19 protein-coding genes are annotated in these 19,250 nt (G+C 60.2%); 5 read left to right on the forward strand and 14 right to left on the reverse strand.

Features of this window, described 5'->3' with window-relative positions; genetic code table 11:
• Window positions 1-10 precede the first annotated feature (10 nt).
• The 12 genes from CF137_RS00575 to glyA all read right to left on the reverse strand — a co-directional run bounded on the left by CF137_RS00575 (window position 11) and on the right by glyA (window position 12,134).
• Window positions 11-1,567: an ABC transporter substrate-binding protein gene (locus CF137_RS00575; protein ID WP_139717186.1), complete on the reverse strand. Its 1,557-nt coding sequence runs from the start codon at window positions 1,565-1,567 to the stop codon at window positions 11-13.
• A gap of 75 nt (window positions 1,568-1,642) precedes the next feature.
• A complete protein-coding gene (locus tag CF137_RS00580) occupies window positions 1,643-3,367 on the reverse strand; it encodes an ABC transporter ATP-binding protein (RefSeq protein ID WP_139717188.1) in 1,725 nt (574 codons plus the stop codon).
• Between the two features lie 512 nt (window positions 3,368-3,879).
• The gene (locus CF137_RS00585) at window positions 3,880-4,374 is read right to left on the reverse strand and encodes a phosphatidylglycerophosphatase A family protein (protein WP_139717190.1); all 495 of its coding nucleotides are present in this window, start codon (window positions 4,372-4,374) and stop codon (window positions 3,880-3,882) included.
• Window positions 4,371-5,330, reverse strand: coding sequence for a thiamine-phosphate kinase (gene thiL / locus CF137_RS00590; RefSeq protein WP_101325696.1), 960 nt, complete (start codon window positions 5,328-5,330; stop codon window positions 4,371-4,373). The genes CF137_RS00585 and thiL overlap by 4 nt, the downstream gene beginning before the upstream one ends.
• A gap of 57 nt (window positions 5,331-5,387) precedes the next feature.
• Window positions 5,388-5,801, reverse strand: coding sequence for a transcription antitermination factor NusB (nusB, locus tag CF137_RS00595; protein WP_042018200.1), 414 nt, complete (start codon window positions 5,799-5,801; stop codon window positions 5,388-5,390).
• A gap of 14 nt (window positions 5,802-5,815) precedes the next feature.
• A complete protein-coding gene (ribH, locus tag CF137_RS00600; protein ID WP_042018201.1) occupies window positions 5,816-6,286 on the reverse strand; it encodes a 6,7-dimethyl-8-ribityllumazine synthase in 471 nt (156 codons plus the stop codon).
• Between the two features lie 285 nt (window positions 6,287-6,571).
• Complete coding sequence (ribBA, locus tag CF137_RS00605; protein ID WP_101325697.1) at window positions 6,572-7,681, reverse strand: bifunctional 3,4-dihydroxy-2-butanone-4-phosphate synthase/GTP cyclohydrolase II; 1,110 nt, start codon at window positions 7,679-7,681, stop codon at window positions 6,572-6,574.
• 149 nt (window positions 7,682-7,830) lie between these two features.
• A complete protein-coding gene (locus tag CF137_RS00610) occupies window positions 7,831-8,484 on the reverse strand; it encodes a riboflavin synthase (RefSeq protein ID WP_139717192.1) in 654 nt (217 codons plus the stop codon).
• 55 nt (window positions 8,485-8,539) lie between these two features.
• Window positions 8,540-9,649: a bifunctional diaminohydroxyphosphoribosylaminopyrimidine deaminase/5-amino-6-(5-phosphoribosylamino)uracil reductase RibD gene (gene ribD, locus CF137_RS00615; protein ID WP_139717195.1), complete on the reverse strand. Its 1,110-nt coding sequence runs from the start codon at window positions 9,647-9,649 to the stop codon at window positions 8,540-8,542.
• A 105-nt stretch (window positions 9,650-9,754) separates the two neighbouring features.
• Window positions 9,755-10,204 (reverse strand): transcriptional regulator NrdR, encoded by a 450-nt coding sequence (gene nrdR, locus CF137_RS00620; RefSeq protein WP_005338880.1) that lies wholly within the window; start codon window positions 10,202-10,204, stop codon window positions 9,755-9,757.
• A gap of 135 nt (window positions 10,205-10,339) precedes the next feature.
• On the reverse strand, window positions 10,340-10,798 hold the full coding sequence (locus CF137_RS00625) for a hypothetical protein (protein WP_139717197.1): 459 nt from the start codon (window positions 10,796-10,798) through the stop codon (window positions 10,340-10,342).
• Between the two features lie 82 nt (window positions 10,799-10,880).
• Window positions 10,881-12,134 (reverse strand): serine hydroxymethyltransferase, encoded by a 1,254-nt coding sequence (gene glyA, locus CF137_RS00630; RefSeq protein WP_068977825.1) that lies wholly within the window; start codon window positions 12,132-12,134, stop codon window positions 10,881-10,883.
• A 57-nt stretch (window positions 12,135-12,191) separates the two neighbouring features.
• Between glyA and CF137_RS00635 the strand changes: the two genes are divergently transcribed.
• Together CF137_RS00635 and CF137_RS00640 are read left to right on the forward strand one after the other, a co-directional pair.
• Complete coding sequence (locus CF137_RS00635) at window positions 12,192-12,443, forward strand: hypothetical protein (RefSeq protein ID WP_139717199.1); 252 nt, start codon at window positions 12,192-12,194, stop codon at window positions 12,441-12,443.
• Window positions 12,444-12,458: 15 nt separating this feature from the next.
• Window positions 12,459-12,743: a hypothetical protein gene (locus tag CF137_RS00640; protein ID WP_139717201.1), complete on the forward strand. Its 285-nt coding sequence runs from the start codon at window positions 12,459-12,461 to the stop codon at window positions 12,741-12,743.
• 51 nt (window positions 12,744-12,794) lie between these two features.
• Here CF137_RS00640 and torS read toward each other — a convergent pair whose 3' ends face one another.
• Window positions 12,795-15,620 (reverse strand): TMAO reductase system sensor histidine kinase/response regulator TorS, encoded by a 2,826-nt coding sequence (gene torS, locus CF137_RS00645; RefSeq protein WP_139717203.1) that lies wholly within the window; start codon window positions 15,618-15,620, stop codon window positions 12,795-12,797.
• 70 nt (window positions 15,621-15,690) lie between these two features.
• Here torS and torT point away from each other — a divergent pair, with 70 nt between their 5' ends.
• The gene (gene torT / locus CF137_RS00650) at window positions 15,691-16,737 is read left to right on the forward strand and encodes a TMAO reductase system periplasmic protein TorT (protein ID WP_139717205.1); all 1,047 of its coding nucleotides are present in this window, start codon (window positions 15,691-15,693) and stop codon (window positions 16,735-16,737) included.
• Window positions 16,738-16,774: 37 nt separating this feature from the next.
• The gene (locus tag CF137_RS00655; protein ID WP_139717207.1) at window positions 16,775-17,179 is read left to right on the forward strand and encodes a GFA family protein; all 405 of its coding nucleotides are present in this window, start codon (window positions 16,775-16,777) and stop codon (window positions 17,177-17,179) included.
• Window positions 17,180-17,218: 39 nt separating this feature from the next.
• Here the strand turns inward: CF137_RS00655 and torR are convergent, their stop codons facing one another.
• Window positions 17,219-17,932: a two-component system response regulator TorR gene (gene torR, locus CF137_RS00660; RefSeq protein ID WP_139717209.1), complete on the reverse strand. Its 714-nt coding sequence runs from the start codon at window positions 17,930-17,932 to the stop codon at window positions 17,219-17,221.
• A 145-nt stretch (window positions 17,933-18,077) separates the two neighbouring features.
• Between torR and torC the strand changes: the two genes are divergently transcribed.
• Window positions 18,078-19,244 carry a pentaheme c-type cytochrome TorC gene (gene torC / locus CF137_RS00665; RefSeq protein ID WP_139717211.1) on the forward strand — a complete coding sequence of 389 codons (1,167 nt, stop codon included), beginning with the start codon at window positions 18,078-18,080 and terminating at the stop codon, window positions 19,242-19,244.
• Window positions 19,245-19,250 lie beyond the last annotated feature (6 nt).

The following is a 19,250-nucleotide window of genomic DNA, read 5'->3' on the forward strand; positions in this document are numbered from 1 at the left end:
GGTGCTTCGCTTACTTGCCGACCACCAGGTCACCCAGGTAAGGGAAGTTCATCACGTTGACCACCGGCTTGATGTCGACGTTTTTCTTGGCGCCATAAGCCAGATCTTCCCAGTGCAACGGCACGTAGGCAGCATCTTCGATCACCATGGCTTCGACCTTCTTCAGCATCTCGGCACGCTTGGCCGGATCGGTCTCGGCATTGGCCTGCTCGATCAGCTTGTCAGCCTCGGCGTTGGCATAACCGGCGCAGTTGTACTGACCCATACCGGTCTTGGCATCCTTGGTGAAGGTCAGGAACTCGAAGAAGTTCGCAGTATCTTCGGTATCTGAGTGCCAGCCGATCATCTGCATGTCCGCGGCGCACTTGTCAAACTCCGGCCAGTACTGGGCCACCGGCATGGTCTTCAGATCCACTTTGATGTTGATCTTGGCCAGCATGGCGGAGACAGCCTGGGCAATCTTGACGTCGTTGACGTAGCGGGCAGCCGGGGCGATGAAGGTCATCTTGAAGCCCTTCTCATAACCGGCCTCTTTCATCAGCTCCTTGGCCTTGGCCAGATCATACTGGGGCACCAGCGCCTCGTTGTGACCGGCATAGCCTTTCGGGCTCAGCTGACCTGCGGGAGTACCGAAGCCCTTGTTGATCTTCTCGACGATGCCCACCTGGTTGATGGCGTAGTTGATCGCCTGACGCACCCGCTTGTCTTTCAGCGCCGGGTTGGTGTTCTGGTTCAGTTCGATGATGATGGCGCGGGTACCGGACAGGGTCACCAGCTGGGAGTCCTTGCCATTCTTGACGCGCTCCAGATCGTTGGGGGCAACCGGATAGATCATGTCCACGTCGCCACCCAGCAGGGCTGCAACACGGGTCGCATCTTCCTTGATCGGCACCACGGTCAGGTTCTCGACGTTACCCTTGGAGGCTTTGTCCCAGTAGTTGGCGTTGCGGGCATAGTCCAGCTTCACACCCTGCTCGCGGAACTTGACGATAAACGGACCAGTACCAGACACGTTGGTTGAAGCATAGGAGTCGCCATTTTTGACGATCTCGGCCTTGTCTTTACCTGCGTCGGTCTTGCCGGTGTAGAACTTGGAGTCCATCGGGAAGATGTAGGTGACGGTCTGCAGCACCAGCGGGAACGGCTTGGCGGTGATCAGATCGACTGTGTAGTCATCGACCTTCTTCACTTCGCTGATAGGATCAAAGATCGCCTTGAAGTCGACGGAGGATTTCAGACGGTTGACGGTCCACACCACGTCGTCGGCGGTGAAGTCGTTGCCAGAGTGGAACTTGACCCCTTTGCGCAGATGGAAGCGAACTGTCTTGTCATCGACACGCTCAAACTTCTCGGCCAGACGGGGCTCGAATTTCAGGTCCTGGGTGTAACGCATCAGGGGATCGAATACCAGGTGCGACATCTCCAGGGTCTGACCGGAGAGCTGCTCCTGCGGATCCAGCGAAGTGGCGTCAGAGGCGACACCGACCTTGATATCAGCGGCTGAAACACTGAAGGCGAAACCGGCGGCAAACAGCGCCAGGGCAATTTTGGATAATCCTTTCTTCATCGTTTTCTCCATGCTTTTGGCTTTTTTATTAAATGACAAGGTACTTAACTCACCATCCGGCGAACCGGCGCGTTACTAGCTGGCGATTTCCAGCCCCTCACGGGACATGCCTTTAAATGCAGGCATGAGGGAGATCAGCTTGCGGCTGTACTCATGCTCGGCATTGGTAAAGAGTTTCTCGGTATCGGCCACTTCCACCAGATGGCCGTGCTGCATCACCCCGATGCGGTCGCACATCTGGCGGATCACCGGCAGATCGTGGCTGATAAACAGCATGGTGAGCTTGAGCTCCTGCTGCAGATCCTTGAGCAGGTTGAGGATCTGGGCCTGCACCGACACATCCAGCGCCGAAGTCGGCTCGTCGCAGATCAGAAAGCGCGGACGAGTGGCCAAAGCGCGGGCAATGGAGATGCGCTGGCGCTGACCGCCGGAGAACTCGTGGGGATACTTGACCCCGGCACCACGGCCAAGACCGACGTGATCGAGCAAATCATTGACGATCCCCTCGATCTGGCTCTCGCTCTGGGCCAATTTGTGGAAGCGGATCGGCTCAGCAATGATGTCGCGCACCTTCATGCGCGGGTTCATTGACGAATAAGGATTCTGGAATACCATCTGCATCTGGCGGCGCAGGGGGCGACGCTCACGCTCGCTCTTGAGGGCGGTCAAGTCGATCCCCTCGAAAAAGATCTGGCCGGTATCAGGCGGATAGAGGCCGGTGATGGCGCGGGCAATGGTCGATTTGCCGGAGCCCGACTCCCCCACCAGACCGAAGGTCTCCCCTTCGAAGATCTCGAAACTGATGTTGTTGCAGGCGCGCACATACTGGCGGCGACTCGGGAAGATGGAGTCCTTGGTGACGAACTTCAGATCGACGTTTTCCACCCGCAGCAGCGCCCCTTCATAGGCGCGCTCATCCTGACTCTGGCCGAGCCAGTGGGTCTTGAGGTCGATATTGGTATCCGGCGCACTGGCATCTTCGATATAGGAGACCAGCGGGAAGCGCACCAGCTTGACGTCGGAGCGCGGCACCGCAGAGATCAGGCTGCGGGTATAAGGGTGATTGGGGTGACCCAACACCTGCTCGGTCAGGCCGAACTCCACCAGATCGCCGCGATACATCACCGCCACCTTGTCGGTGACGTTAGAGACCACCCCCATGTCGTGGGTCACCAGCATGCAGCCCACCTGACGCTCTTTGCAGAGGTTGCGGATAAGCTGGAGGATCTGATCCTGAATGGAGACATCGAGGGCAGTGGTCGGCTCGTCGGCGATGATCAACTCAGGATCGCACGACAGGGCGATGGCGATGACCACCCGCTGGCGCATACCGCCGGAGAACTGGTGCGGGTACTGCTTGATGCGCAGCTCCGGCTGCGGGATCCCCACCGCCCCCATCAGCTCCAATGCCTTGGCAAAGGCCGCTTCGCGGGAGAGTTTGGTATTGGCCAGCATGGTCTCCACCAACTGCTGTTCAACGGTAAACAGCGGGTTGAGGGAGGTCATGGGATCTTGAAAGATAAATCCGATCCGGGAGCCACGAATGGCCCGCATCTCATTCTGGCTCTTGCCGGAGATGAGCTCGCCATTGAGGTAGATATCGCCACGGGCAATGTGCCCGGGGGGACTGAGCAGATCGATGACGGCGTTGCCGATGGTGGACTTGCCGGCGCCGGATTCTCCGACTACCCCGACAATCTCACCCTTTTCGATGGAGAAAGAGAGATCCTTCACCGCGGCCAGCACCCCGTAGCGGGAGGGGTACTCGATCCGCAAGTTTTTCACTTCGAGCAAGGACATGTTTACCTCTGCGGGGGACATCCGTCCCAAATAATTCGTCCGTAAATCAGCCGCAGATGCCGGTTGTTACCTTGGGCAGTTGATATTGAGTGTTTGTAGAATAAAAAACGCTCAATCCATGAGGCAGCGAAACCAGCGATCCGGGCGGGTTTTTTGCATTTTTTTGGAATAACCCGCGAGTAACTTAGACGGTTTAACCTCGGGTGTAAATGCTTGCGTTATACAATCCCGCAATGTTTTGTGCAGATAACCACCCATTCAATAGCAACAAATGATGACTATCATCACAAAAATGGCCTGTCCGTCCGCATATCTATTGGTATCATTACTTTAATTTCAACAACAACGCAACAAGTAGCATTTATCACTATTTAAAACACGAGTGCAGGCCCCGAATGAGTAGTGAATATTTATGTGAAATGGGTGATAAACGGCAGCATATGCCAGTGAATGAAAATTAAGCAGATATAAATCGGGGAATGCCAGAACGGTCATCCCCCGGAAGGCAGCACTCAGCCGAGCCAGACCGCCAGCAATTGCATACAAAACAGGGCAAACAACGCGGCGATCAGATCGTCCAGCATGATGCCGAGGCCACCGTGGATCCGGCGGTCAAACCAGCAGATGGGCCAGGGTTTGAGCACATCGAACAGGCGGAACAGCAAGAAGCCAGCCAACACCCACTCCCAGCCAGCCGGGGCGGCAATCATGGTGACACCAAAGCCGATCACCTCGTCCCAGACGATGGCGCCATGATCCGCCATGCCGATGGCATCGGTGGCGCTCTGGCAGATGCGGATCCCCACCACAAACCCCACCGCCAGCAAGGCGATAAACCAGTGGGTCGGCAGACCGCTCACCAGCAGGTAGAGCGGAATGGCCGCCAGCGTGCCCATGGTGCCGGGCGCCTTGGGGGAGAGGCCGGAGCCAAACCCCACCGCCAGCAAGTGGAGCGGGTTCTTCAGGTTCAGTCGTTTCAACTCGGGCTTTATCATAAAAAAGCTCATGCGAAGTGATCCCACCCTTTCAATTGCAGCTCCACCACTTGTTCGCCACGCAGATAATCGATACCCGGCTCACCCGCCAGGATGCGACCGATGCGGGTGAACTTGACCCCGCTGTGGGCCAGCGCCGTATCCAGCGCACCGTGATGTTCCTGCGGCACGGTGAAGCAGAGCTCGTAGTCATCGCCACCGGCCAGCGCCAGTTGCCACGCTGCCTGATCGCTCACCGCATCGCGCAGCACTGGCGAGAGCGGCAGCAGATCGAGATCGATCTGGGCCCGTACCCCGGAGGCCTTGAGAATATGACGAAGATCCGATGCAAGACCATCGGAGAGATCCAGCGCGCTGCCCGCCAGCCCGCGCAGGGCCTGTCCGGCCAGAATACGGGGATGAGGATGCTCGAGTCTGGGCAATACCGCAGCCAGCTGGTTCTCGTTGAGGGTGCGTTTGCCAAGCAGGTGGGAGAGCGCCAGCGCCGCATCCCCCAGAGTACCGGTCACATAGATGCCGTCACCGGCTTTGGCACCGCTGCGCAGCAGGGCACGACCGGTAGGTACAGATCCCTTGACCGAGATGGTGATGGAGAGCGGCCCGCGGGTCATATCCCCCCCCACCAGCGCCACATTGTAGTACTCGGCCAGTTCGAGGAACCCTTCGGCAAAACCGGCAACCCAGCTCTCGTTGATAGCGGGCAAGGTCAACGCCAGCGACACCCAGCGCGGCTCGGCCCCCATGGCGGCGAGATCGGAGAGATTGACCGCCAGCGCCTTGTAGCCGAGATCCACCGGATCCATGTCGGGAAAGAAGTGTACGCCGCTCACCAGGGTGTCGGTGCTCACTGCCAGCTGGGTATCGGGTGGCAGGGTCAGCAAGGCACAGTCATCTCCAGGGCCCATCACCACGTCCTTGCGGGCGTGAGGAACCTTGAAGTACTTATCAATCAGCTCAAATTCACCCATACAGTAAAAAGCCAGCGGTTAGGCTGGCTCCTCTCTTAATGCTGACGGACAGCAGGATCAACGCTTGCTCAGCGTCTTGATCACTTTGTCCAGTACACCGTTGACAAACTTGTGGCTGTCATCGGCAGCAAAGGCTTTGGCCAGCTCGATCGCTTCGTTGATCACCACACGGGGCGGCACATCATCACGACGGGTCAGCTCATAGGTCGCCAGACGCAGGATCGCCTTGTCCACCATGTCCACTTCTTCCAGCGGACGGGAGAGGAAAGGTGCAAATACCTTATCCAGCTCGTTGCAGTGGAGGGCTACCCCAAACAGCAGATCGCGGAAATAGCTCAGGTCTACACCCTTGGTGTCCTGATCGATCTTGAACTGCTCTTCGATGTCACCCACGTTAGCCTTGGTCATCTGCCACTGGTAGATGGCCTGGGTGGCGCAATGGCGGGCTTTACGGCGCTCGGACGGTTTCAATGTACTTCTCCTCGTTACACGTCCAGTTCTTTCAGGACGTTGATCATTTCGAGCGCTGCCAGTGCAGCCTCTGCACCCTTGTTACCCGCCTTGGTACCTGCACGCTCGATGGCTTGTTCAATGTTTTCAGTGGTCAGCACGCCGAAGGCAACGGGAATTTCATACTCCATCATTACCTGAGCCATGCCCTTGCTGTTCTCGTTTGCCACCAGATCGAAGTGGTAGGTGCCGCCACGGATGACAGTACCGACCGCCACGATGGCGTCGTATTGACCACTCTTGGCCAACTTTTTGATGACCAATGGCATTTCCATCGCGCCCGGCACTTTTACCAGTGTCAGGTTGCTGTCCTGCACTTGACCTTGACGCTTCAGTACGTCCACCGCACCGTTCACCAGACTGTCGTTGATGAAGCTGTTGAAACGGGCAACAACAATAGCAACGCGCGCCTCAGGAGCGGCGATATTTCCTTCGATAACTTTCATTGGAAATCCTGTATCTGTGCAATCAAAAGAGCCGGAGTCAAAAGTGCGCACATTCTAGCACAACAGACCCACGACAAAAACCATGGCTGCAATAGACAGCCATGATCGCGATTTAACCAGTCCGGCGAGCTTACTCGCCGACTTATTCCACCACTTCCAGACCGAAACCACCCGGAAGGGGATGGTACTTCTCTGGCGGAACCTTGAGCCCTTTACTCGCTGACGAACTCAACCACTTCCAGACCGAACCCACCCGGAAGGGGATGGTACTTCTCTGGTAGAACTTTACTCGCTGACGTACTCAACCACTTCCAGACCGAAACCACCGAGGGCGTGGTACTTCTTCGGCGAGCTCAGCAGGCGCATCTTGCTCACGCCAAGGGCTTTGAGGATCTGGGAGCCCACGCCAACCCGGCGCGAGGTACCCTGCCACTTGGCCCCTTCCGGTGCCAATCCCTTGTCAGCGGCTTCAAAGCCCTTGACCCGGGCCAGCAGTTCATCACCATGAGACTCGGCCCCCAAAATCACCAGCACCCCACCCTCGCTGGCGATACGCGCCATGGATTTGGGCAACGGCCAGCTGCGGGCAGCGTGGCGGTCGGTCAGCAGCAGATCCCCCAACACATCGTGCAGATGTACCCGCACCAGCGTCGGCTGGTCAGCCTGCACCTCACCCTTTTTCAGGGCGAAGTGCACCTGATTGTCGATGGTGTCACGGAAGGTGATGAGGTCGAACTCGCCATATTCGGTAGGCAGCTTGCACTCGGCCACTTTCTCGACCGTGGTCTCGTGCTGGTTGCGGTACTCGATAAGATCGGCAATGGTGCCAAGCTTGATGCCGTGTTGCTCGGCGAACACTTCCAGATCCGGACGGCGCGCCATGGAGCCATCTTCGTTGAGGATCTCGACGATGACGGAGGCCGCCTCGTAACCGGCCAGACGGGCCAGATCGCAGCCCGCCTCGGTGTGACCGGCACGGGTCAGCACGCCGCCATCCTGCGCCATCAGCGGGAAGATGTGGCCCGGCTGGACCAGATCGGCCGCCTTGGCATTGGGCGCCACTGCCGCTTGCACGGTCACCGCGCGATCGGCAGCTGAGATACCGGTAGTCACCCCTTCGGCCGCTTCTATGGTTACGGTGAAGGCGGTGGAGAACTGGGCATTGTTGCGATCAACCATCAGCGGCAGCGCCAACTGCTTGCAGCGATCCTGAGTCAGGGTCAGGCAGATGAGGCCACGGCCGTAGCGGGCCATGAAGTTGATATCCTCAGGACGGACGCAGGAGGCGGCCATGATGAGGTCACCTTCATTCTCCCTGTCTTCGTCATCCATCAGGATCACCATCTTGCCAGCCTTGATATCGGCAATGATTTCCTGGGTTGTGCTCAGCGCCATGGGTTACTCCATCAATGTGCTTGGGAATTGAGCCCGCAGGCTCAATAAAAATGCGGGTGTATGTTGCTCTAGATGGGGGCGCACGGCCCCATTTCAATCAGAGCGGGATCACAGAAAATCGTTTTGGTAGCCAGATTTAGCGCACACCGTTAGAGAAAACCGGCCTTGGCCAGGGTCGCCATGGTCAGGGTCGAGGCGCTGCTCTCCTGAGGTTTGCCCATCATCAGCCGCTCCAGATAGCGGGCGATCTGATCCACCTCCAGGTTGACCTTGTGGCCGGGCTTCCAGCTGGCGATGGTGGTCTCCTGAGCGGTGTGGGGCACTATGGTCAGGCGGAACAGATCCCCCTGCACGGCATTGACGGTGAGGCTGATGCCATCCACCGCAATCGACCCCTTCTCGGCTATGTAACGGGAGAGCTCGCCCGGCGCCTTGATCCAGTACTCGATGGCGCGGCCGCTGCTGGAGACGCTTTTCACCTCCCCCACTCCATCCACATGGCCGGAGACCAGATGGCCACCGAGGCGGGAGGTAGGCATCAGCGCCTTCTCGAGGTTGACCCGATCGCCCACCCTGGCCGCAGCAAAGCCGCTGCGCGACAGGGTTTCCAGCGACACATCGGCGGTATAGCGCTGGTCGCCCAGCGCCACCACAGTGAGGCAGACGCCGTTGGTGGCGATGGAGTCACCCAGCTTGACGTCGCTAAAATCCAGATTCGGCGCATGGACGGTGAGGGCCATGTCGTCGCCCTGACGGCGCAGTTCGGCCAGGGTTCCCACCGCTTCGATAATTCCGGTAAACATGCAGATCACCTTGCTGATGACGGGGGCTGCGTTGGCCCCCTTTAACATTGATAAATCAGGCTATTTTGGCGGTAATGCGAATATCCAGCCCGACCATGCGCACATCCTTGATGTTGAGCTTGGGCGCCTGGAACAAGCGGCTCAGCCCGGGCAGATGGAACAGGCCGCGCCCCTCATCACCCATCAGTTTTGGCGCCTGATAGAGCACCAGCTCATCCACCAGTCCTTTATCCAGCAGCGCGCCGCACAGTCGTGGCCCCGCTTCAACCAGCACTGAGTTGATCTGCCGTTTAGCCAGCAGCATGAACAGGCTGACCAGATCCAGCTTGCCATCCAACAGCGGCAGCTCCAGCTGCTGCACCCACGCGGGCCACTCACCGGATGCCTTGTGACGGGCCAGCAGCACCGGGCTTTCGCTCTGGAACAGCGGCAGATCGGGGGTGAGCCGGTTTTGCGAATCGACGATGACCCGCAGCGGCTGGCGCAGGGTCTCTTTGGAATAGCTGGCCTTGACCGAAGGTGGCAGCTCGTCCCAACGCACGGTCAGGGAGGCGCCATCGGCCAGCACCGTCTCGGCGCTGGAGAGCACCGCATCGTGGCGAGCCCGCAGCCGCTGAACGTCGCGGCGCGCATCGGGGGAGGTGATCCACTGGCTCTCGCCGCTCGCCATGGCGGTGCGGCCATCGAGGCTGGCACCCAGCTTGATTGTGGTCCGTGGAAAAGCGGTTCGCATCCGCTTGAAAAAGCCCGGATTGAGCGCCTCGGCATCGCTGGCCAACAGGCCAAAATCGGTCTTGATACCCGCCTCGGAGAGCATGCGCAGACCGCGCCCGGCCACTTCGGGATTGGGATCGACCATGGCCGCCACCACCCGGGCAACCCCGGCTTTGATCAGCGCCTCGGCGCAAGGGGGAGTACGGCCATGGTGAGAGCAGGGTTCGAGGGTCACATAGGCGGTGGCGCCACGGGCATTGTCACCGGCGGCGCGCAGGGCATAGACCTCCGCATGGGGCTCGCCCGCCTTCTGATGCCACCCTTCGCCAACCACCACCCCATCTTTGACCAGCACAGCACCGACGCAGGGGTTGGGGGCCGTGGTGTAACGGCCGCGGCTAGCCAACTCGAGGGCCCGACTCATCCATTGGTAATCATCTTGACTAAACATCAGGACTCCTGTCTTCAACAACACCCAAGCCGCATCCGATCACGTAACTGACTGCGTTACCGCGTCCGGTTACGCTTCGCTAATCGAACCTGCGTCCGGGAAGGTTCACTTTTCCAGCTTGGCGATCTCTTCGCCAAACTCACGGATATCTTCGAAGCTGCGATAGACGGAGGCAAAGCGGATATAGGCCACCTTGTCCAGACTCTTGAGCTCATCCATCACCAGATTGCCCACCAGCTCTGAGGCGACTTCGCGCTCGCCGGTGGCGCGCAGGCGGGATTTGATGTGGTTGACCGCCTTTTCGATGGCCTCCATGCTCACCGGTCGTTTCTCCAGCGCCCGCAGGATGCCGGCACGCAGCTTGTCTTCGTTGAACGGCTCGCGGGAGCCGTTGGACTTGATGACGCGGGGCATCACCAGTTCGGCCATCTCGAAGGTGGTAAAGCGCTCGTGACAGAGCAGACACTCACGACGGCGGCGCACCTGATGGCCTTCTGCCACCAGACGGGAATCGATCACCTTGGTATCAACCGCACTACAGAATGGGCAATGCATCGGACCTCCGGCGTTAATGGAACAGGGACCGGCCCGGCGGGCCAGGATCTAGGTCGGCCAGTGTAGCACGGCCATACAAGGGCGGTAAAAAGCGGAAAAGCGTGATTTTTCTGTCCGTTATCACCAAGGGGCAACTCAGTCGTCGTAAGGCAGGCTATCGGGATCGCAATCCAGATAATCGGGGGCGGGATCGACCATAAACTGCACCGCATCGATATGGTCATGACCCAGCATTAATGCCTTGCCGATCCGGTGCATGCCATCCATCACCCGACCGGCGCTGTCGAGAATAACCGGATAAGCGAGATCCGCCGCCATGATGAGCTGACAATGCTCGACCACGCTGCGCACCGTGGGGCTGGCGCCGTCATGGCCGTACCAGTGCACCCGGTCAAGTTCGGCAATCCGGCCGAGTGCCACCGTCTGCACCGGCAGGTCGCGGCTCAATCGCACCAGTCGGCGCACATCCCAGGCCAGCAGCCCCTGCTCGCTGGTACGAAAGTGATACTGGGCGCGGATCGCCAGCTTGAGCGCCGCCTCCCACTCCTCATCACCCCTTTCATCGCACCTTTGTGCGTCGTTGTTCAGCGTCATCCGCCCTCACCTCTTGCCAAATGCCAGAAAAAACAATGCCACCCGAAGGTGGCATTGGTCTCAAACCGGATTAACGCCGTTATCAGGCATAAACCGGGAAGCGGCGGCAGATGTCCAGCACCTGCTCGCGTACGGTGGCCAGCACGGCATCGTTGTCGTGGTTGTCCAGTACGTCGCAGATCCAGTTGGTCAGCTGGATAGACTCGGCTTCCTTGAAACCACGGCGGGTGATGGCCGGGGTACCGATCCGCACACCTGAGGTGACGAACGGGGAGCGTGGGTCGTTAGGCACAGAGTTCTTGTTGACGGTGATGTTGGCTTTGCCCAGCGCAGCATCAGCTTCCTTACCAGTCAGCTCACGGCCAATCAGGTCAACCAGCATCAGATGGTTGTCGGTACCGCCGGAGACGATCTTGTAACCGCGCTCGATAAAGGTCGCGGCCATCGCCTTGGCGTTTTTCACTACCTGAGCCTGATAGGTCTTGAACTCCGGCTCCAGCGCCTCTTTGAAGGCAACGGCTTTACCGGCGATGACGTGCATCAGCGGGCCACCCTGACCACCCGGGAAAACGGCGGAGTTGAGCTTTTTGTAGAGCTCTTCGTCGTCAGCGGCGGAGAGGATCAGACCACCACGGGGACCGGCCAGGGTCTTGTGAGTGGTAGAGGTCACCACGTGAGCGTGGGGCACCGGGTTCGGGTAGACGCCAGCGGCAATCAGACCGGCTACGTGAGCCATGTCGACGAACAGGTAAGCACCGATCTTGTCAGCGATTTCACGCATACGGGCCCAGTCAACGATACCGGAGTAGGCGGAGAAGCCACCGATCATCATCTTCGGCTTGTGCTCAACGGCCAGACGCTCCATCTCGTCGTAGTCAATTTTGCCGGACTCATCGATACCGTAAGGGATGATGTTGTAGAGCTTGCCGGAGAAGTTGACCGGGGAGCCGTGAGTCAGGTGACCACCGTGGGCCAGGTTCATACCCAGCACGGTGTCGCCCGGCTGCAGCAGCGCCATATAGACAGCGCTGTTGGCCTGGGAGCCGGAGTGCGGCTGCACGTTGGCGTAAGTGGCACCGAACAGCTCTTTGGCGCGCTCGATGGCCAGGGTTTCGACCACATCCACATACTCGCAACCACCGTAGTAGCGCTTGGCCGGATAGCCTTCAGCGTACTTGTTGGTCAACTGGGAGCCCTGGGCTTCCATGACACGGGGGCTGGTGTAGTTCTCAGACGCAATCAGCTCGATATGCTCTTCCTGACGACGGGTCTCGTCTGTGATGGCCTGCCACAGCTGGGGGTCATAGCTGGCGATGGTCATGTCACGTTTCAACATCCGTTTCTCTCCTGAAAATCGTTTGCGCGGTAGGTGTAATGGGCGTGGCATTGTAACGTGAGCTGGATCAAAGAGACAGTCCAACAACCTAAAAAAATGTTGATTTTATGTTGTAAAAAACAAGATTTCCTCCCTGTTCAATACCCTGGCCGCTCCGCCAAAAGAGACATTTTTCATCCCGCTACTGGGCGGGCAAAACCCGAAGGGGATCACAACGTCGTGGTGATCCATCCTGTAACATATTCATTCGAAACAAATTTAATGATGATGGAGCTGATTGCCACCACTCGCCCGAAGGGCGGCATCTGACCGGAGGAACTCAACATGGACCATCTGCTGACATTCGCGATCCTGGCTATTTTTTTTCTGTTTTACTGGGTCTACTACACCAGCCAGCGCAAACATATTGCCACCTGCCCGTGGGAGGATCTCCCCACCAAGGCACAATATCTGGCGGCCCACCCGGAGGCGGTCGATGGCGACATCATCTTCTGCCACCACTGCGGCCACCACGAGTTGCGGGAAGTGGGTCTGGTGCATCTGGCCGACTTTCGCCGTGAATGGGTCTGCGCCAAGTGCAAGCAAGCGCTGTTTCGTGAAATCGAATAACGGCGCAGGGGCTGGCCACCACCTCTGAACGTTGTGCATAGTCAGAAGGGATCAGGACGGCGCATCCCTATTGGCCGCCAGCCACTGCTGTAACCCGCTCACCGCCGCTTCAAATTGCGGCCCGATTGCCGCAGGCTCCCCGCCTCCCGCCTCAAGAGCCGCACAGTGGCTGGCAAATTCGGTCAACCCCAGCGCCAGCGCACTCCCCTTGAGCTTGTGCGCCAGCTGACGTTGCTCACTTCCCTCACCCTGAGCCAACTTATCCACCAACACCCGCCCTTGCGACTCAAACAGCGCGACCAGCTGGCGGATCCGCGCCATGCCGAGCAGGGGCAGATCGGCATCCAGCACCGGATTGGCCCACTCGGGGTGGTTAGTTGGGGGCACGGCTACTGATAACTGCACCTGCGGCTCGATAGAGGCCCCTTCTTGCCGAAATAGTTGATCTATGGCGTTCGCCAGCACCGCCAGCCGCACCGGCTTGCCGACAAAATCGACGAAGCCGGCGGCAAGGCAGTGGCGGATATCCTCCGGATACATCTGGGCCGAGATGGCGATGGCTGGCAGCGGCCGTTCATGCATCTCCTCACTGATGGCTGCCAGATCCTCGCGCAGGGTCATGCCGTCCATATCGGGCAGATTGATATCGAGCAGCGCCAGCTCGAAGGGACGCTCGGTCACCAGCGCCAGCGCGCTGCGACCATCCTCCGCCAGGGTGACGCGATGGCCGAGGCGGGTCAGCATGCCTTGCGCCACCAGCCGGTTGATCTCGTTATCCTCCACCAGCAGGATGTCGCGAGACTGACCAAGGTGCAGCTGCTGCGCCTCGGCGGGCAATTGAGCACTCGAGCGTTGCAAGGGCAGGCTGAAGCTGAATTCACACCCCTTGCCCGGTTCGCTGGCAAGGATCAGCTCGCCCCCCATGGCGGCCACCAGCTTGCGGCTGATCGCCAGTCCCAGCCCGGTGCCGCCCTGATGGCCTATATCGCGCTTGCGCTGGCGAAACGCCTCGAACACCGCCTCCTGCTCATCGCCCGGAATGCCGGGGCCGGTATCGCGCACCATGAAGCGGATGCAGGGCTCGGCGCAAGGGCCGTGACAGACAAGGGGCGCCACCGTCAGGGTAATCTGGCCACGGGCGGTAAACTTGACTGCATTGCCGAGCAAGTTGCCGAGCACCTGCCGCAGCTTGCCCAGATCCCCCTCGACCACAGGCGCCAGCCCGGGCGCATACTCCAGTGCCAGGGTGACCCCCTTGGCCTCTGCCTTTGGCCGGAACAGCGCGCCCAGCTCATCCACCAGCTGGAACAGGGGGAAGGGCTCGCGGCGCGCCTCCACATGGCCCGCCTCTATCTTGGAGTAGTCGAGAATGTCGTTGAGGATCTCCAGCAGGGATTCGCCGCTGTGCTCGATGGCGGCCAGATAGCGCTGCTGGGTATCGCTCAGGTGGGTATCTTCCAGCAGCGTCAGGCCCCCGAGAATGCCGTTCATGGGGGTGCGGATCTCGTGGCTCATGGTGGCGAGAAACACCGACTTGGCCCGGTTGGCCTGCTCGGCCTCGGCGCGGGCTTGCCGCTGCTTCTCCACCTCCTCATTGAGCCGCTCGTTGGCGTGGCTGAGCTGGCCGGTGCGCTCCTCTACTCGCGACTCCAGCTCGCGCTGATAGCGGCCCAGCTCCACCGCATTGTCACGAAACACCTGCAGGGCCCGCCCCAGCTCCACCAGCTCATCGCGCCCGGTGCTGGCGATCGGCTCAAGGGGAGCCAGATCCCCGCGCGCCAACCGGCTCATCCCCGCCACTGCCCGTTGCAGCGGCCAGACGATCCTGCCGTAGACCATGCGCCACATCAGCAGCATCAGCAGTAGCAGGGTGAGCAGGCCAATGGCCATCAGCGCCTGCTCCAGCAGCCTGAGGCGCTGACTTAGCGCCTGCTGGCTCTGTCCCAGCGAATCGCGGGCACGGCTGACCAGCTCACCGACCTGCTGGTTGAGGCTGCTCATCAAAGCCTCATTGGCATTGGCCAGCACCCGCAGCGCCTCCCCCTTGCCGAGCCAGTCGCTGCGCAGTTGCACCAGCTTGTCGCTCTGCGCCAGCACGGTCAGCGCCTGCTCCACCGCCTGACGACGTGCCGGATCGGTCACCGCCCCGGCCCGCAGTTGCAAGATAGCCAGCTCCCGCTGCCCCTCTTGCAATAACGTTTGCAACTGTTCCTGCCGATCGCTGCGCCACATCTCTTCGATGCGCTGCTGCTGCATCAGGGTGCGATGGCGCAGCTCGGTCATCTGCTCCAGCCAGTCGAGATCCTGCTCCAGCAGGCGGTCCAGCGTCCGAGTCGCCTGCGCACCTTGTTGTTGGTAGAGGGAACCCAATCCCGCCACCATCACGGTTTCGGCGTTCTCCATCTGGCTGCGCGCCAACTCGGCGATCTGTCCGGCCGCCGCCACCAGACGGGCCCGCTGCGCCTCACCCTGCGCCATCAGGGTCAACCGCTCCCCCACCAGCCAGCCCTGCTGACCCAGATTGCCGATGATGCTCTGACTGAGCTGATCGAGGCTTGTTGAACCCTGCCCACGGCCAAGTTGCGCCAGCACCTGCTGCAGCTGCTGTCCCTGCAGGGTGAGCAAACGCCCCTGATGCTCCCGCTCCTGCTCGCTGGTTGCGGTGGCCAGCAGCCGTGACGCGCTCTGGATCTCGCCGCTGAGGCGAGAGAGTGTGCGTGCCAGCTCCTGATCGGCCAGAGTCTGCTGTACCCCTTGTTCCAGCTGGCGCAGATGGCTAAGCCCTACCCAGCCCAGCAGGGAGGCACTCAGTGTGAGTAATGCCATCAGGGAGAAGGCCAGCAGCAACTTGCCACCCAGGCCGGAAAAGATTCTCACGGGAAGTCCCTTGGTTGTGGTCGGCTTTGACCGGATAATATGGCCCAACACTTTAACAAAACCCCTGACTATGCGAAGCGTCTATCTCTCCCCGTTGTTGCTGATCTGGTTGCTAATGCTTCCCCGCGCCGCCCTCGCCTTTGCGGTCGATATCTGGCCCGGCGGCGAATTCAGCGGCCAGCCGGTGCGCCAGCAGTGGCCGGAACCCGCCGCAGCAACCAAACCGCTGACCCTCTGTGCCCTCTACCCCCATCTTCGCGACGCCTACTGGCTGTCGGTCAATCAGGGCATGGTGGACGAGGCGAAGCGGCTGGGAGTCAAGTTGCAGATCCACGAAGCGGGGGGCTACGGCGCCCTCGCCGAGCAGCGCCAGCAGTTGCAGCGCTGCGCGCACGAAGGGAGCGACGCCATCTTGCTCGGCGCCGTGAGCTATCAGGGCTTGCACGAGGCAATCAAGGCCACGCCGCTGCCGGTCTTTGGTCTGGTCAACGATCTGCCCACCGGTCTGGTGCAGGCCAAGGTGGGGGTCTCCTGGTACCAGATGGGCTGGCAGATTGGCCACTGGCTGGCGCAGCGCCACCCCGCCGGCAGCAAGCCGGTCTCGGTCGCCCTCTTTCCCGGCCCGCAGGCGAGCGGCGGCAATAACTTCGTCGAACCTGGCTTTGCCGACGCCATCAAGGGGAGCGCCATCAAGCTGGTCACAACCGAGCGCGGCGACAACAGCCGGGAAATCCAGCGCACTCTGGTGCAGCAGACCCTTGCCCGCTATCCCGATCTCGACTATCTGGTGGGAGGCGCCATCGCCGCCGAAGTGGCCGTCAACGAACTGGCGCAGCGCCATCTCGACAGGCCCCAAGTGCTGAGTACCTACTTCAGCCACGGGGTGCAGCGGGGCCTGCGCCGGGGCAAGATCCTGGCTGCCAACAGCGATCAGATGCGGCTGCAGGGGCGCCTTGCAGTGGCTCAGGCTATCTGCCTGCTACAACACCCGGATGCCAATGCCGAGCAGTGCCCGCGGGTGATGGGGCCACCCATTCTGACCCTCTCTGCACCGCTGGCCGACCCTGCCGATTCCCTCTCGGATGGCGCTTTTCGTCCCGTCTATCGGGTCGAATAGCCGTTCCAAATCCGATTAGCACACTCAAGGAGAAGAGATGAAAGAGTTACATGCCAGCTGCCTGTGCGGCGCCGTCGCCCTGATCCTGCCGGATCAGTTCGACTATATGGGGAACTGCCACTGCAGCGAATGCCGCAAGTTTTCAGGGGGAGATTACGCCTCTGTCGGCGGACTGGATGGCAACAAGGTCACCATTGTGAAGGGAGAAGAGGCCATCGGCCGCTACCGGAAATCGGCAGAGACCACCCTGGCCTTCTGTCGTCACTGCGGCTCCAGCCTGTTCAGCCAGAAGAGCAGCAGCGGCAAGATCAACCTGCGCCTCGGAGTGCTGGACGATGTACCAAGCCAGCGGCCCGCATTTCACATCTTTGTCGGCTCCAAGGCGCCCTGGCACCAGATTGGCGACGACTGCCCGCAATTGGATACCCGTCCGCCGGTCTGATCCTCGAGAGTTAGACAGACCAAAGCTACCACGCCGGAGTCAGGATACTATCTCGCCAGCAAACAGATAGCCTTCACCATGGACGGTGACAAACAGCTGGGGATCCCGCGGATCCAGCTCCATCTTGCCGCGCAGCCGCCGGATCAGCACGTCGATGGTGCGATCGCTCGGGCCATCGCCGCGATGGCTGATGAGGGTCAGGATCCGCTCCCGGCTAAGCACCCGCCCGGCATGGGCGACAAAGGCCACCAGCACTTCATATTCCGCCTTGGTCAGGCGCACCGGCACTCCGTCCTTGCTGAGCTGGCGGCGGGGAATATCAAAACGCCAGGGGCCAAAGCGCACCGCATCGTCAGCCACCGCAGGCTCGCTCGGCGCGGCGGCCGCCAGCGAGATCCGCCACAGCAGATTTTTGACCCGCACCAGCAGCTCCCTGAGCTCGAACGGCTTGGTGACATAGTCATCGGCCCCCATCTCGAGGCCGACAATCCGGTCCACCGCATCGCTGCGGCCGGTGACAAGAATGATCCCCACAGTGCTGCGCGCCCTCAGTTCACGGGTCAGCAGCAGGCCATCTTCCCCCGGCAGGTTGATATCCAGCATCACCAGATCGACCGTCTGCCCCACCAGCACGGCGCGCATCTGCTGGCCGTTTTCGACCGCCGTCACCCGATAGCCCTCCCGCTCGAAATAGCCGGTCAGCTTCTCGCGGGTAACCGCATCATCTTCAACAACCAGAATGTGGTAGCTCATGGGCAGGGTTCACGATGGTCGACAAGGGAGGATTATTCTATTCACATTTTGTCATAAATACCCCTATTTCATTAATTTGTGGCGGCAGCCCTGTTCACAACGCCTCCCTATCATGGCTCCCATCAAAAAAGTGATGTGAGAGAGCATGATGAAAAAACTGTGGCACTTCCTGCGCACCCCCAGCCGTCGCTGGTCGGTACTGGCGCTGCTTCTGGTGGGCGTCGGCGTCACCCTCGCGGGCACCGTCGGCCTGCACTATGGCTTTGAGAAAACCAGCAGCCTCGAATTCTGCATCTCCTGCCACTCCATGAAAGACACCGTCTATCCGGAGTACAAGGAGTCCATCCACTTCAAGAATGCTTCCGGCGTACAGGCGGTCTGTACCGACTGTCACCAGCCGAAGGATTTCGTTGGCAAGGTGGCCCGCAAGATGGAGGCGGCCAACGACCTCTATCAGGAGTACATCGGCCACAGCATCGACACCCAGGAGAAGTTCGAGGACCGGCGCCTGCATCTGGCCGAGAAGGTATGGGCCCGGATGAGCAGCCAGAACTCCAAGACCTGCAAGTCCTGCCACAGCTACGACAACATGGATCACGCCAAGCAGTCCCCGGCGGCAGCGCTGGCGATGAAAGATGCGGCAGCGAAGAACATGAACTGCATCGAGTGCCACAAGGGCATCGCCCACGAACTGCCCAACATGGCGGGCGGCTTCCGGGCCACTTACGCCACTCTGGTCAACGACGCGCAAGAGGCGCCAGCCGCCGAGACCCTCTACAACCTGGGTGAAAAAGATCTCTATGCCAGCGAACAGAGCACAGATCCGGTCGGCAAACTGCTGCCCGCCTCCCGCATCGAGGTAGTGGCCCGCAGCGGCGATCGCCTCAAGGTGACCATCGAAGGGTGGCGCGAGAGCGACGGCAAGGGCCGGGTGCTGAGCGAATACATGGGCAAGCGGGTCTTTGTCGCCACCATCCGTGACGAGCTGAAAGCCAGCGAACAGATCCTGAAAAAAGAGACCGACAGTGCCACCCATATCAATTGGGAGCTGGTACAGGTACAGGCTTGGGTCGACAACAAGGGCTTTGAATCCTCACTCAAGCCGATCTGGGATTACGCCGGCGAGATGTACAAATCCACCTGCAACTCCTGCCACGGCGCGCCGGATCCCGCTCACTTCACTGCCAACGGCTGGATCTCGGGACTCAAGGCGATGTCTGCCTACTATCGCCTGAGCAAGGAAGAGGAGCGCACCCTGCTCAAATACCTGCAGAACCATGCCGCCGATACCGGTGGTCAGGGCAGCCACTAATTCCGG

It is taken from the genome of Aeromonas sobria (assembly GCF_006243315.1).
Taxonomy (GTDB): Bacteria; Pseudomonadota; Gammaproteobacteria; order Enterobacterales; family Aeromonadaceae; genus Aeromonas; species Aeromonas sobria_A.

What these genes read in the sequence shown, in the direction of transcription:
- CF137_RS00575 (WP_139717186.1), bottom strand. Translation starts at nt 1,567, where the DNA reads ATGAAGAAAGGATTATCCAAAATTGCCCTGGCGCTGTTTGCCGCCGGT.
- CF137_RS00580 (WP_139717188.1), bottom strand. Translation starts at nt 3,367, where the DNA reads ATGTCCTTGCTCGAAGTGAAAAACTTGCGGATCGAGTACCCCTCCCGC.
- CF137_RS00585 (WP_139717190.1), bottom strand. Translation starts at nt 4,374, where the DNA reads ATGAGCTTTTTTATGATAAAGCCCGAGTTGAAACGACTGAACCTGAAG.
- thiL (WP_101325696.1), bottom strand. Translation starts at nt 5,330, where the DNA reads ATGGGTGAATTTGAGCTGATTGATAAGTACTTCAAGGTTCCTCACGCC.
- ribH (WP_042018201.1), bottom strand. Translation starts at nt 6,286, where the DNA reads ATGAAAGTTATCGAAGGAAATATCGCCGCTCCTGAGGCGCGCGTTGCT.
- ribBA (WP_101325697.1), bottom strand. Translation starts at nt 7,681, where the DNA reads ATGGCGCTGAGCACAACCCAGGAAATCATTGCCGATATCAAGGCTGGC.
- CF137_RS00610 (WP_139717192.1), bottom strand. Translation starts at nt 8,484, where the DNA reads ATGTTTACCGGAATTATCGAAGCGGTGGGAACCCTGGCCGAACTGCGC.
- ribD (WP_139717195.1), bottom strand. Translation starts at nt 9,649, where the DNA reads ATGTTTAGTCAAGATGATTACCAATGGATGAGTCGGGCCCTCGAGTTG.
- nrdR (WP_005338880.1), bottom strand. Translation starts at nt 10,204, where the DNA reads ATGCATTGCCCATTCTGTAGTGCGGTTGATACCAAGGTGATCGATTCC.
- CF137_RS00625 (WP_139717197.1), bottom strand. Translation starts at nt 10,798, where the DNA reads ATGACGCTGAACAACGACGCACAAAGGTGCGATGAAAGGGGTGATGAG.
- glyA (WP_068977825.1), bottom strand. Translation starts at nt 12,134, where the DNA reads ATGTTGAAACGTGACATGACCATCGCCAGCTATGACCCCCAGCTGTGG.
- CF137_RS00640 (WP_139717201.1), top strand. Translation starts at nt 12,459, where the DNA reads ATGGACCATCTGCTGACATTCGCGATCCTGGCTATTTTTTTTCTGTTT.
- torT (WP_139717205.1), top strand. Translation starts at nt 15,691, where the DNA reads ATGCGAAGCGTCTATCTCTCCCCGTTGTTGCTGATCTGGTTGCTAATG.
- CF137_RS00655 (WP_139717207.1), top strand. Translation starts at nt 16,775, where the DNA reads ATGAAAGAGTTACATGCCAGCTGCCTGTGCGGCGCCGTCGCCCTGATC.
- torR (WP_139717209.1), bottom strand. Translation starts at nt 17,932, where the DNA reads ATGAGCTACCACATTCTGGTTGTTGAAGATGATGCGGTTACCCGCGAG.
- torC (WP_139717211.1), top strand. Translation starts at nt 18,078, where the DNA reads ATGATGAAAAAACTGTGGCACTTCCTGCGCACCCCCAGCCGTCGCTGG.